11 protein-coding genes are annotated in these 13,249 nt (G+C 34.4%); 9 read left to right on the forward strand and 2 right to left on the reverse strand.

The annotated features are described in order from the left end of the window. Nucleotides 1-66 precede the first annotated feature (66 nt). A complete protein-coding gene (locus tag C1H87_RS04260; protein ID WP_102754625.1) occupies nucleotides 67-450 on the reverse strand; it encodes a group III truncated hemoglobin in 384 nt (127 codons plus the stop codon). A 296-nt stretch (nucleotides 451-746) separates the two neighbouring features. Between C1H87_RS04260 and C1H87_RS04265 the strand changes: the two genes are divergently transcribed. The 4 genes from C1H87_RS04265 (at nucleotide 747) to C1H87_RS04285 (ending at nucleotide 4,125) form a co-directional block, all read left to right on the forward strand. Continuing rightward, nucleotides 747-1,514 (forward strand): Rossmann-like and DUF2520 domain-containing protein, encoded by a 768-nt coding sequence (locus C1H87_RS04265; RefSeq protein WP_102754626.1) that lies wholly within the window; start codon nucleotides 747-749, stop codon nucleotides 1,512-1,514. Then, nucleotides 1,495-2,025 (forward strand): KdsC family phosphatase, encoded by a 531-nt coding sequence (locus C1H87_RS04270; RefSeq protein ID WP_102754627.1) that lies wholly within the window; start codon nucleotides 1,495-1,497, stop codon nucleotides 2,023-2,025. The genes C1H87_RS04265 and C1H87_RS04270 overlap by 20 nt, the downstream gene beginning before the upstream one ends. A 589-nt stretch (nucleotides 2,026-2,614) precedes the next feature. After that, nucleotides 2,615-3,532 carry a geranylgeranylglycerol-phosphate geranylgeranyltransferase gene (locus tag C1H87_RS04280; protein ID WP_102754629.1) on the forward strand — a complete coding sequence of 306 codons (918 nt, stop codon included), beginning with the start codon at nucleotides 2,615-2,617 and terminating at the stop codon, nucleotides 3,530-3,532. Beyond that, entirely contained in the window at nucleotides 3,532-4,125 is a 594-nt protein-coding gene (locus C1H87_RS04285; protein WP_102754630.1) for a Maf-like protein, read from the forward strand. Before C1H87_RS04280 ends, C1H87_RS04285 begins: the two co-directional genes overlap by 1 nt. A 20-nt stretch (nucleotides 4,126-4,145) precedes the next feature. Here the strand turns inward: C1H87_RS04285 and C1H87_RS04290 are convergent, their stop codons facing one another. After that, a complete protein-coding gene (locus C1H87_RS04290; RefSeq protein WP_102754631.1) occupies nucleotides 4,146-6,086 on the reverse strand; it encodes a right-handed parallel beta-helix repeat-containing protein in 1,941 nt (646 codons plus the stop codon). 209 nt (nucleotides 6,087-6,295) lie between these two features. On the opposite strand from C1H87_RS04290, the gene C1H87_RS04295 reads away from it, so the two are divergent. From C1H87_RS04295 to C1H87_RS04315, 5 genes are all read left to right on the forward strand, one after another. Continuing rightward, complete coding sequence (locus C1H87_RS04295; RefSeq protein ID WP_102754632.1) at nucleotides 6,296-7,252, forward strand: septum formation inhibitor Maf; 957 nt, start codon at nucleotides 6,296-6,298, stop codon at nucleotides 7,250-7,252. 36 nt (nucleotides 7,253-7,288) lie between these two features. After that, nucleotides 7,289-7,810, forward strand: coding sequence for a mechanosensitive ion channel domain-containing protein (locus tag C1H87_RS04300; RefSeq protein WP_102754633.1), 522 nt, complete (start codon nucleotides 7,289-7,291; stop codon nucleotides 7,808-7,810). Nucleotides 7,811-7,906: 96 nt separating this feature from the next. Further along, nucleotides 7,907-10,429: a PIG-L family deacetylase gene (locus tag C1H87_RS04305; protein ID WP_102754634.1), complete on the forward strand. Its 2,523-nt coding sequence runs from the start codon at nucleotides 7,907-7,909 to the stop codon at nucleotides 10,427-10,429. 116 nt (nucleotides 10,430-10,545) lie between these two features. Further along, nucleotides 10,546-12,258, forward strand: a complete 1,713-nt coding sequence (locus C1H87_RS04310; RefSeq protein WP_102754635.1) for a sodium:solute symporter — start codon at nucleotides 10,546-10,548, stop codon at nucleotides 12,256-12,258. Then, nucleotides 12,236-13,222, forward strand: coding sequence for a Gfo/Idh/MocA family protein (locus tag C1H87_RS04315; RefSeq protein ID WP_102754636.1), 987 nt, complete (start codon nucleotides 12,236-12,238; stop codon nucleotides 13,220-13,222). Before C1H87_RS04310 ends, C1H87_RS04315 begins: the two co-directional genes overlap by 23 nt. Nucleotides 13,223-13,249 lie beyond the last annotated feature (27 nt).

A 13,249-nucleotide genomic window follows, 5' to 3' on the forward strand; every position in this document is an offset into this window, starting at 1 on the left:
AAAATTATTGCCTGAATACTGCCAACCGAACACTGAACACTGAATACTGAACACCGAACACTAAATTCACCTCGCTTCAAATATTTTTAAATACAAAAACGTGCTCATTTTTCTGGCGCGTCTTTTGGCATTTTCGGCATAATCGCCCTCAAAAAGTTCATCGACCGTTTCAAACCATAAGTTTAACCATAATCCGAAATGTAATTCAGAGATACTATGCCCATTGTCTTTATCGACTTTAATGTGCGCTTCTAAAGGGTTTCCTAAATACTTTGTTTTTAAGAATAAGCTTGATTCCCAGAAAGTAGTCAATCGTTCTAAATGCGCATCCCAATCTTCTATAGTGTTATTAAAGAAGGGAGCTAAAACCGTATCTTTCCGCACTTTATCGTAAAAAGAAGATACTAGTAAAAATACGTCGTCTCTGGATTTAAGGTCTTTTTTATTCATAGAACTGCAAAATTAAGCTATTTATTGATTTGGTGAGACGCAAAGTCGCAAAGGGGCCAAAAATACTGATTACTGTAACTGATCATTGAAAACTTTCCCTCGCAAAGCCGCCAAGGCGCTAAGAGTATTAAGAATGTAGATAAATGCTAACTGATCACCGAACACTGGGTACTGCAACTGAACACCGAACACTGAACACCGAACACTGAACACTGAACACTGAACACTGAACACTAATAAACCAAAAAAACGAAATTCATAATTCGTAATTCGTAATTGGTTAGTATTTTTGCAGCATGATTTCAGTAGTAATTCTCGGTTCCGGTAATGTTGCGACTCACTTGTTTAAGGCTTTTAATAAAGCGGATGGCATTGTTATAAATCAGTGGTATAGCAGAAATATAAATGCAATAGCTTCTTATAAAAATGATACTGAGGTCATTGATGATCTGTCATTAATTAAAGATGCTGATGCTTACATTTTAGCGGTTAGCGACGACGCTATATCCGAGCTTTCCTCCCAACTTCCTTTTGAAAATAGGTTGGTAATGCATACTTCGGGGAGTGTTAATATTTACGACATTGACAAAAAGCATAAACGCGGTGTATTCTATCCGTTGCAAACGTTAAGTAAGGATGCCGACATTGATTTTGCTCAAGTGCCAATTTGTGTTGAAACTATTGATAAAAAGTGCTACCCTATCATAAAAGATCTGGCTGTGGCTATAGGTAGTCCAACTAAAAGGGTGAATAGCGACCAACGTAGGGTTTTGCATTTGGCTGCTGTTTTTGTAAACAATTTTACGAATCAGCTTTATAGAATTGGTCATGAAGTAACCGAAAGTGAAGGTGCAGAATTCGACCTATTAAAGCCGCTTATTATGGAGACTGCTAAAAAAGTACAGGATTTATCTCCTTTTAAAGCGCAAACCGGACCTGCCATGCGTAATGACAAAAAAACAATACGTAAGCATTTAAAACTTTTAGAAAATCAACACCACAAAGATATTTACGAATTATTAACCACCTCTATACAACATACCCATGGAAGAAAAAAGCTATAAAGAATACTTAGAACACATCACTACATTTATATTCGACGTTGATGGCGTTTTAACAGATGGTACCATAACCATAACCTCTTCTGGTGAAATGTTGCGTAATATGAATATTAAAGATGGTTACGCTTTAAAAACGGCTGTTGATGCAGGTTTTAATGTATGCATTATTTCCGGAGGTTCTAATGAAGGGGTTCGTATACGCTTAAAAGGTTTAGGGATTCCTCATATCTATTTAGGGGCTCATAACAAAATTGAACAACTGGACGAATACCTCAGCAATAATGGCATTAAATCTGAAAATGTACTTTATATGGGTGATGACATTCCTGATTTTCCTGTAATGAAACGTATCGGTTTGCCTTGTTGCCCTCAAGATGCTGTTCCTGAGATAAAGAATATATCGAAATACGTGTCTCATAAAAAAGGTGGTAAGGGAGCTGTTCGCGATGTTATTGAACAGGTATTGAAAGTACAGGAAAAATGGAATGGTAACTTTGGGGCTAAGTATGATTAAAATATGGTTTGCAGTACGCGGTACTCAGTTTGCAGTAGCAGTTGGCAGTGATTCGCAATTAATATATACTGTGGCTGTATTTTTTAGTTTTTTGGATTTTATATTAATGCAGTTGATTGCTCGCGAAGCCGCTAAGACGTGAAGGATGACTGATGACTGATGACTGATGACTGATGACTGATGACTGATGACTGATGACTAAATATAACAATTACAGAAGTCTGAAGACACGAATATATTAACATAAAACTTGGCAAGAAACAAAAGGAGACATAGTACCGGATTTGGTTACATAGGCTTTGGAAATAACCAAAGTGTATTTAATCGGCAGTCTAGAAAACCTTTTTCTACCCTTAAGGAAAAATTAAACAACGAAACCTATTTTCATCATCAACTTAATTTTTCCCATAAGAGCTTAACCAGACTTGAAAAAGAAGCCATAAAAAACAAGATTAGAAAAGGAGAGAAAATCAGGAGGCAAAAAACAATTGTTGTATCTATTTTTGTTTTTATATTAGTCCTTTTCATAATTAAATTGTTAATTGACAGTTTTATGTCAAGCTTATAAACTAAACATACATTTCTCACTTTGAACTTTCTAAACCTGATTCGCTGGAAAAACCTGCTCATGATTGCTTTTGTGCAATTGCTTGTTAAGTATGCTTATTTAGACCCTTACGGGGTTCAATTAAGCTTAACGCCTTTAGGGATTACCCTTCTAATTCTGGCAACGATTTCTATTGCAGCCGCAGGAAATATTATTAATGATATTTATGATGTTGAAACCGATACCATAAACAAACCGAATAAGCTTATTATAGGCAAATCCATTTCGGAGAAAACAGCTTATAATATGTTTATAGCTTTTAATGTTATAGGTGTTGGCTTAGGCTTTTACGTATCCCATTTGGTTGGAAAAAGTCCTTTCTTTTCCATTTTTGTCGTTATTTCAGTCTTACTTTATGTATATGCTACTTATTTAAAACGAACCCTTTTAATAGGTAATATCGTTATTTCGGTATTAGTAGCGTTAAGCCTTATCGTTGTAGGTGTTTTCGAATTGCTGCCCACCATAACCCCCAATAACCAACATTTACAACTAGCCTTTTTTAAGACCATTTTTAATTATGCCATATTTGCTTTTGCCATTAACCTATTGCGGGAAATAGCCAAAGACATCGAAGATATTGATGGTGACCATAAAGCAGGCATGAACACTTTACCTATTGCTATTGGCAGAGAACGAGCTACTAATATATTATTTGTTCTATCGCTTATTCCGCTTTTTGCAATTATATACTATACGGTCGATTCACTATATGAAAGTCAAATAGCAGTTATTTACTTTTTAGTATTTATAATTGGTCCATTGTTTTATCTAAGTATTAAAATCTTTATGGCTAAAACAAAGAAAGATTATCACCATATTAGCAACATGCTTAAATTGGTTATGCTGTTCGGAATGCTTTCCTTACTTTTATACAAGTATATTTTTCTAAATAATTAATGCTTAACGAAAAACTAAAAGACCATCGTATTATTTTAGCCTCCGGTTCTCCCAGAAGACAGGAGTTTTTTAAAAACCTGGGATTAGATTTCGAAATCATTTTAAAACCTGTAAAAGAAGAGTATCCGCCACGGTTAAGGCATTTTGAAATTAGCAACTACCTCTCGCAATTAAAGGCACTTCCTTTTAAAGATGAACTAAAAGACAACGATATTCTTATTACCAGCGATACCATTGTATGGCATAACAACAAAGCTTTAGGAAAGCCTAGAGATGAAGATGAAGCTTTTAGTATCATAAAGTCTTTAAGTAATGAAACACATGAAGTCATTACATCGGTTTGTTTTACCACAAAAACTTATAAAAAAACGTTACATGCTATAACTAAAGTGACTTTTAAAGACTTAACCGACGAAGAAATTAAATACTACATAAGCACCTACAAGCCTTTGGACAAAGCAGGTGCTTATGGTATTCAAGAATGGATAGGACAAATAGGAGTCACCAAATTAGAGGGCTCTTATTTTAACGTTATGGGTTTACCTACACATCTTGTTTATAAAACTTTGAATGATATCGTAGAAACATCATAATCACGATACAATTTAATTGACTAATTACACGTATTACCAGTCATAATAGTAGCATCCGGATTATCTGCATCATTATTAATACATTCATATCTGGCGGCCCCAGTTGGTTCCGTTATAGTATTATTCATAATAGAAAAAGACGCATTTGAACCAAATACACGAATACCATCACTTTCATTAGGTTTAATCGTATTTAAAGCCACTTCAACATTGGAAACATTTCCAACACCAATACCTCCATTTACTTCATTATTTTTAAAGGTTATTCCGGTAGCATTAGAAATACTAACATTCTTAGTACTTAAAAGCTTATTACCATCAAGTACAATCTTATAATCTTTATGTTCCTCTTTATTATTCAAATTTGCTAAGTAGATATTAAAATTACCAGATGTTGTCACGTCATTACCCTTAATTTCTACATCATCACTATGTGTGTTGGTTGCCTGTATACCATTTCCTGTAACATTAATAGTATTATTATGAATTCGAGCTTTAAAAGCCTTACTTAACTGAATTCCTGACCCACAATCTTTTATCACATTTTCACGCACATAGGCCTCATTAGACCCTACAACAATTCCAAGACTATATCCTTCTATAGTATTCTCAGCGATTTCATTATCGAATACTGTAACACCAGTCCCGGCTGCAAAAATGGCCCAACTATCTATGGCAGTACCAGATGCTTTAAATCTGTTATTAATAACCTTACTTTCAGAAACCAGAGAATAAACAACCCTAGTTCCTATGTCATTGTCTTCTACAGTTATGTTTTGTCCAATAGTTAATGTGGCGAATCCACCTCTACTACCAGTTTCTGTATTTCCTTTAATAAGGACATTAAAAGCACGTTGTCTTTCCTTTAACACATCATTTTCATCTCTATATCTGTCTGGCTCAACATTAATAGCATAACCTACTTCTCCTCCTTTTGAATTAGGAGAAGCTAAAGCGGTATCGGTAAATGTGTTTCCTTGAATGATAACATCACGTCCATCTGTTAGCGATATTGCCATTCTTCTGGATCTTAAAAACTCACAGTTTTTGATAACAACACCGGTTGTAGGATCATAATTAGGATTAAAAGAAAATCCGGTAGAATAAATAGTTATTGACCCTACAGATCCTTCTACGAACTTAATACCATCTAGAGTTACATTCTTTCCTGAATGGATATGAAAAAGATGACTACCTTCCTGACCATCATCTTCGGAATATTGTCGTAATTCTCTATCACCATGCAAAGTACCACCTTTTACGGTGACATTAGACTCATGTCTTACCGCCAATAAGGTTCCTCCTTCTCTGCTCACTCCTAACTGAGCAGGAAATACACGTAAATGCGTATTATCTGTCATTACTAAATTAAAATCCGAAGGAATATTTATAGCCTCCTTAGAAGGATACCAGTTTGCATTAGTGGTCGTACTGGTAACTGTAGCAATTTCAAAATAAGCATCAAGTTTATCGATGTTAAATGTTGTGGCTCCTAAACTTTTTGTAAAAAACATAACACCTTCTAAGTTGGTATTGTTTTTTAAGGCAATTTCAAAAGTCGTTTTACCTTCAACAATATCCCATCTTATGGCATAAAATTTAAATGTAGGATCTATTAATTTAACGTCACCTTCTAGTTCTAGTTTTGAACTTAAAAGTCTTCCATCAATTTTACCACCATTTGTAAAATTCAATTTTCCATTAATAATATCACCTCCATCAAATTCAACGACAATATTTTCAGGTAAGTCAATGGTTTCACCCTTAAGATCTAATAAACAATTTATTTTTATTGTTGAATTAGCTGAAGCATCAGATAAACCAAATTCACATGGCGTAGTGATTACATTTGGTGGAACATCTTTTACAATGTCTTTTTCTGGGTTATCAAGGTCATCCTTTCCACATGATACTGTAACACAGACAATAAACATGAGTAGGTAATAAAGTAGGTTTTTCATTTTGGGGCATTTGTTAGTTATACGAATATTAGTTATACGAAAATACTAACGTATCTGGCTCTAACTAATTGTAAAAAAATAAATCATACCCCCAAAACATTACTTGATTTAAAAAAAAGACAAATCTTACATATGCCTGTTTACAAAACGTTAAATGATATTGTAAACGCTTCTTAAGTTTGTAACTTTATATACTAAAAACAAAAGCTATGATACAGTCATTCAAAAAAATCGTTAAGGTTGAATTAGCTTTCTATACCATAATAGCGATTCTAAGTTTATTCGCTTCTTGTAAAAAAGAAACGGCCTCTAAAACATTAGCGCATCATTTAGAAACTCCTTCAACAATAGCATTGCCTTCAGAAGAAAAAGAACCTTCTAAAGCGTTTAAAAACTACTGGTATGCTGGTGAAGCGGAAATATCATCATATAAGTTAGAACAAGCCCGTTACGGCGAAATAAGAAGCGGACAAGCGGTTTTAATATATGTAACAGAAGATTTTTTACCAGATGTTCAGGTGAAAGCTGATGGACAAAGTGCAAACAATGTTTCCGTTTTAAAACTAAATGCTACAAAAAAGTTTAATACAGGTATTTACCCGTATTCCATCATGCAAAGTACCTTCTACCCTGTTTCCAACAACAAACATGCTATAAAAATATCCAGTTCCATGCAAGAATGGTGCGGACATGTTTACTCGCAACTTAACAACAAAGCGCAATTCGAAGTGATGTCTCACTCCTATTTTGAAGGTGAAGCCGATAAAAGCTTCAACTTAGATAAAACCATTTTAGAGAACGAATTGTGGACTCAATTGCGTATCGATCCTAAATCGCTTCCTACCGGAGATATCGAAATTATCCCTTCTTTTGAATATACCAGATTAAGACATGTTCCTATAAAAGCCTACAAAGCCTCTGCGACGATGCAGAATAACGTTTACTCTATTTCTTACCCAGAGCTCAACAGAACATTATCGATTACTTTTAATCCTAACTTTCCTTATGATATTTTAAGTTGGGAAGAAGCGTTTAAAAGCGGATTCGGAGCTAACGCTAAGGTATTGAAAACCAAAGCCACAAAGCTAAAAACAATCAAATCTGCATATTGGGGCAAAAACAGTAACAAAGATGAAATTTTGAGAAAAGAACTTCAATTGAAATAGTTATTTTATCTTTGGGGTATCTTTAAAATTACTAACATGCTCGACTACCTCTCCCAACATCTAGATAAAATAATAAATACTGCTATTGTACTTATAGTATTCTTTGTATTTCAACTTATTATTGGGATTATAATCCGTGCTATAGGTAAATCTAGAAAAATTCTGGTAAGCCGTGCAAAAATTGTAGCACGCTATTTTTCAGTAAGTCTTTTTCTAATCACATTACTCATTATTGCCTTTATTTTTGGTATAGATGTTGACGATCTGGTTGTTGTTTTTTCATCAATTTTTGCCATTATAGGTCTTGCTCTATTTGCCAGTTGGTCTATATTGAGCAATGTAACATCTGGTATTATTCTATTTTTCTCTTTCCCATACAAAATAGGCGATAAAATTAAAATTCATGATAAAGAATTTGAAATTGAAGCTATTATAGAAGATATAAGATCGTATCAAATTCATTTAAGAAAAGACAACGGAGATTTGGTAACTTATCCTAATAATATGCTATTGCAAAAAGCCGTAACACTTATAGAAAAGGACGCTTTAGATAAGTAAAGGTTAAAATACATCTCCATACGTTAAAGAAACATTAAAACCCACCCTTTGGGTATTTTACTTTGCTATATTTGGTTTTTAGCTAACTAATTGATTATGCAAAAAAGTACACTCCATACATTAGTATTACTCTTTTTATTTTCCCTTTCATATGCTCAAAAACCAAAAAAACCAGCATCTTCAGAGATATATGAATCTATTCAAAAGCTTAATTTTTTAGGCTCGGTTTTATATATCGCAGCACATCCTGATGATGAAAATACGCGATTAATATCTTACATGTCTAACCATGTAAAAGCCAGAACAGCATATTTATCGCTTACACGAGGAGATGGCGGACAAAACCTTATTGGTCCAGAGATTAGAGAGTTGTTAGGAGTTATGAGAACCCAGGAGTTATTAGCAGCAAGGCGTGTAGACGGCGGAGAGCAAATCTTTACCAGAGCTAACGATTTTGGCTATTCAAAACATCCCGATGAAACACTTGCCATTTGGGATAAAGAAACGGTGTTAAGCGATGTGGTTTTAGCTATAAGAAAATTTAAGCCGGACATTATTATTAATCGATTCGACCATAGAAGCCCAGGTACTACCCATGGACACCACACAAGTTCTGCTATGCTAAGTTTTGAGGCTTTCGATCTGGCTAACGATGCATCTGCATATTCAAACCAGTTAAAGCACAATAGTTTATGGCAGCCTAAACGCTTATTTTTCAACACAAGCTGGTGGTTTTACGGTAGCCAGAAAAAATTTGAAAAAGCAGATAAAAGTAACATGGTAAACTTCGATATTGGTGTATACTACCCGCTAAAAGGCTTATCAAATAATGAAGTTGCCGCTTTGGCAAGCAGTCAGCACCTATGCCAAGGGTTCGGACGTTTATCGCAGCGAGGCACTCAAAAAGAATATATAGAATTTTTAAAAGGAGAACCATTAACAGATAATAAAGATTTTTTTGATGGCATAGACACATCCTGGAATCGTGTTAAGGGAGGAAAAGCCATTGGCGATATTCTGTACAAAGTTGAAAACGAGTTTAATTTTGTAAACCCTTCAGAACATATTCCACAATTAACCAAAGCATACCAATTGCTTCAAAAGATTGAGGATGATCATTGGAAAGCTCAAAAAACTAAAGAATTAAAAGCTATTATTGAAATGTGTGCTGGCTTGTATTTAGAAGCCTCAGCTGAAACTAATTGGGCAACACAAGGTGAATCTATAAACTTAAACATAGAAGCACTAAACAGAAGCAACACGCCAATTACCCTAGTGAGTTTCAATAACTCCAGTGATTTAAATGTTTCAAAAAACATCCTTCTAGAAAATAATATAAAGTTTTCCTTTAAGGATGCCATAAAAATTGATAACACCACATCTCCAACCACCCCGTATTGGCTAAATGAGAAAGGATCGTTGGGAATGTATAAAGCTGATGAAAAATTTATTGGCTTACCGGAAACTCCAAGATTATTCAATATTGATTTCAACCTACTTGTTAACAATGTACCTATTACATTTACCAAACCTATTATTCAACGCTTTTCAAAACCCGATAAAGGTGAGCTGTACCGTCCGTTTGAAATCATTCCAGAAGCTTCAGCCAGAATAACAGAAAAGGTTATTATTTTTGATAACGACCAGCAACATAACATCACTGTGGTTGTTAAAGCAGGACATGATAACTTAGAAGGCTATGCAGAAATTCATCATCCTAAAAACTGGAATGTTTATCCTGAAAAACAAAAAGTAAGCATAAAAAACAAAGGAGAAGAGCAAAGTCTTGTTTTTACTATTATTCCTCCGAAAAATCAAAGTGAAGGCTACATTAGCCCCATTGTTCATGTTAACGATAAAGCGTACACAAAAGAACTTATAGAGATTAACTACGACCATATTCCTTTTCAAACCGTTTTACTGCCTAGCGAAACCAAAGTGGTTCGCTTGGATATAAAAAAGAAGGGTGAAAATATTGCCTACATCCAAGGAGCTGGCGATATGGTTCCTGAAAGTTTAGAGCAAATTGGCTATAACGTTAGAATTTTAAAACCTGAAGATATAAACACTGAAACTTTAAGCAGGTTTGATGCCGTGGTTGTTGGAATTCGTGCCTATAATACTGTTGAAGCATTAAAATTTAAACAACAAATCCTTTTCGATTTTGTTGCTCAAGGTGGTAATATGATCGTTCAATACAACACAAGACACCGTTTAAAAGTACCAGAATTGGCACCTTACGAGTTAGAACTATCTCGCGACAGGGTTACAGACGAGAATGCCGAAGTACGTATTTTAGAACCAGAACATACACTTTTAAATTATCCTAATAAAATTACTCAAAACGATTTTAAGGGCTGGACACAGGAACGTGGGTTATATTTTCCTAACAAATGGTCTAAAGAATTCACGCCTATCCTATCTATGAACGATAAAAATGAAAAACCCAAAAAAGGAAGTTTATTAGTTGCTAAACATGGTAAAGGACATTATATCTACACGGGATTAAGCTTTTTCAGGGAATTTCCAGAAGGCGTTTCCGGAGCTTACCGTCTATTTGCCAACATGCTTTCTATTGGAAAAGAAGATTTAAAACAAAAGACGAAACTAAGCAATTAATTATGGAGGATAATAAACAAACCAAACAGCCTTGGCTTAAGCTTTATTCTATTGTATTAATTGCTAACGCCATATATTTCCTAGTGTTTTATTTAATAACACAATCGTTTTAAGCTATGCAGATTTTAAATTGGATCGATTGGGTTGTACTTGGAGTAACGCTAACAGCTATTGTGGCTTATGGTACCTATCAAACAAGAGGCAGTAAAAATGTTAAGGACTATCTTAAAGGTGGTAATTCATCAAAATGGTGGACTATCGGCCTCTCGGTGATGGCTACACAGGCCAGTGCCATAACCTTCCTTTCAACTCCCGGACAAGCCTTTAACGACGGTATGGGCTTTGTGCAGTTTTATTTTGGTATTCCTATAGCTATGGTTGTTATATGCATGGTATTTATTCCACTATACCATCGCTTAAAAGTCTATACTGCTTACGAATTTTTAGAAAACAGGTTTGATTTAAAAACCAGAACATTAGCTGCTATTTTGTTTTTAATTCAGCGAGGCTTAGCAGCTGGTATTACTATTTTTGCTCCCGCCATTATACTATCGGTTGTTTTAGGTTGGGATCTGTTAACACTTAACATTATTATTGGTCTTTTAGTTATTATCTACACGGTTTCTGGTGGTACTCGTGCGGTTAACGTAACGCAAAAGCACCAAATGGTAATTATCTTTATAGGGATGCTGGTCGCCTTCTTTTTAATAGTAAGTAAACTTCCCGCAGATATTACATTTAGCAAAGCTTTAAGTATTGCTGGCGCCAGTGGCAAAATGGAAGTTCTGGACTTCTCGTTCAATTTAAATAATCGTTACACGTTTTGGAGCGGTATTATTGGTGGTACGTTTTTAATGCTTTCGTATTTCGGTACAGACCAGAGTCAAGTACAGCGCTATTTATCTGGTAAATCTGTAAAAGAAATGCAATTAGGACTTATTTTTAATGGTATATTAAAAGTCCCCATGCAATTCTTTATTTTACTGGTGGGTGTTATGGTATTTGTTTTTTATCAATTTAACGAGGCTCCTATCAACTTTAACCCAACGACAGAGAGTGTCGTTTTAAACTCTAAATATGCCGACGAGTTTAAACTGCTTCAAGAAGAACAAAAACAAGTTTTTAACGATAAACAGGCTCATATAAAATCGTTTATGGCTTCAAATAATGTCGACGCTTCAGAGCATATAGCTTTGGCTAATGACGCTAGCGATAATATTAGAGAAGAAGCAAGAATACTAATTGATAAAGCTGCCGAAGAACAAAATATAAAAATTGAAAGTAATGATAAGGACTATGTTTTCATTCACTTTATATTAGAGAATTTGCCACGAGGGCTCATTGGGTTATTACTTGCCGTTATTTTAAGTGCGGCCATGTCTAGTACATCCAGTGAATTAAATGCTTTGGGCTCTACCACAACTATCGATTTATATAAACGAAACACCAGTGAAAAAACCGAAGAAGAAATGGTTAGAATATCCAGATGGTTTACATTTGGTTGGGGTGTTATGGCTATTTGTGTGGCTTGTGTTGCCAATCTTGCAGAAAACTTAATCCAATTGGTTAATATTATAGGATCTATTTTTTACGGTAATGTATTAGGCATATTCCTTTTGGCCTTCTTTTTTAAATTCGTAAAAGGGAATGCCGTTTTTGTTGGCGCATTAATTACTCAGGTTTTGGTTATTGCTTTATATATTTTGGATTTATACGATATTATTAATCTACCTTTTTTATGGTTAAATTTTGTTGGTTGCGCTATAGTTATTACTATTGCATGTATGCTTCAAATATTTAGCCCAAATGACAAAACAATCACAACATAAAACCATAAACTGGGGCATTATAGGCCTAGGAAATATTGCCAATAAATTTGCACAAGATTTATTAACTATAGAGGATGCTCAATTATATGCAGTAGCCTCAAGATCTCAAGAAAAAGCAGACGCTTTTGCATCAACATATCATGCCAATAAAGCTTATAATAGTTATGAAGCTTTAGTAAAAGATTCCAATATCGATGCTGTATATATTGCTACACCGCATGCTTTACACAAAGAAAATACACTATTGTGTCTAGAACACGGTATCGCCGTATTATGTGAAAAGCCTTTTGCTATGAATGCAGAAGAAGTAAACACCATGATTGCTAAAGCCAGAGAGAAAAATGTACTTCTTATGGAAGCACTTTGGACCTATTTTCTACCGCACTATCAATACGTTTTACAAGAATTAAAAAATGAAACCTTTGGCAGAGTTTTAAAGCTAGAAGCAGATTTTGGCTTTTACCGTAAATTCGATGAGTCTACCAGGCTCTTTAAAAAGTCTTTAGGCGGTGGTAGTTTACTGGATATTGGCATCTACCCTATTTTTGCAGCATTGTCATCTCTTGGTATACCAAAGGATATAAAAGCTGATGCTACTTTTTTTGAAAACGGAGCAGATTCGTCATGCAATATCGTTTTTAATTACGATAATGGAACAACTGCTAATTTAAAAAGTACACTTTTAGAAGATACTCCTACCGAAGCTACATTTTATTGCGAAAAAGGTACTATTAAGATTAATAGCGGCTTTTTTATGCCTACCACAGTTACTTTAATCTCCGATAATAAAGAAGAAACCATCGATTTTAATTACAAAACCATTGGCTATAACTACGAAACGCTTCATTTTAATAATCTTTTACGAGAAGGTAAAGTTGAAAGTGACGTTATGACTTTTGAGTTTAGTAAAAAGCTTATCAAGCTTCTTGATGATGTAAGAAGCAATATTAAATTAGAATATTAAACACAAAAAAGACTAGTTTACATTACT

The organism is Flavivirga eckloniae (assembly GCF_002886045.1).
GTDB lineage: Bacteria > Bacteroidota > Bacteroidia > Flavobacteriales > Flavobacteriaceae > Flavivirga > Flavivirga eckloniae.

Bases quoted from the DNA above. Each gene is read 5' to 3' on its own strand.
- C1H87_RS04300 (WP_102754633.1), top strand. From the start codon at position 7,289: ATGCTCGACTACCTCTCCCAACATCTAGATAAAATAATAAATACTGCT.
- C1H87_RS04295 (WP_102754632.1), top strand. From the start codon at position 6,296: ATGATACAGTCATTCAAAAAAATCGTTAAGGTTGAATTAGCTTTCTAT.
- C1H87_RS04315 (WP_102754636.1), top strand. From the start codon at position 12,236: ATGACAAAACAATCACAACATAAAACCATAAACTGGGGCATTATAGGC.
- C1H87_RS04310 (WP_102754635.1), top strand. From the start codon at position 10,546: ATGCAGATTTTAAATTGGATCGATTGGGTTGTACTTGGAGTAACGCTA.
- C1H87_RS04290 (WP_102754631.1), bottom strand. From the start codon at position 6,086: ATGAAAAACCTACTTTATTACCTACTCATGTTTATTGTCTGTGTTACA.
- C1H87_RS04260 (WP_102754625.1), bottom strand. From the start codon at position 450: ATGAATAAAAAAGACCTTAAATCCAGAGACGACGTATTTTTACTAGTA.
- C1H87_RS04270 (WP_102754627.1), top strand. From the start codon at position 1,495: ATGGAAGAAAAAAGCTATAAAGAATACTTAGAACACATCACTACATTT.
- C1H87_RS04265 (WP_102754626.1), top strand. From the start codon at position 747: ATGATTTCAGTAGTAATTCTCGGTTCCGGTAATGTTGCGACTCACTTG.
- C1H87_RS04305 (WP_102754634.1), top strand. From the start codon at position 7,907: ATGCAAAAAAGTACACTCCATACATTAGTATTACTCTTTTTATTTTCC.
- C1H87_RS04285 (WP_102754630.1), top strand. From the start codon at position 3,532: ATGCTTAACGAAAAACTAAAAGACCATCGTATTATTTTAGCCTCCGGT.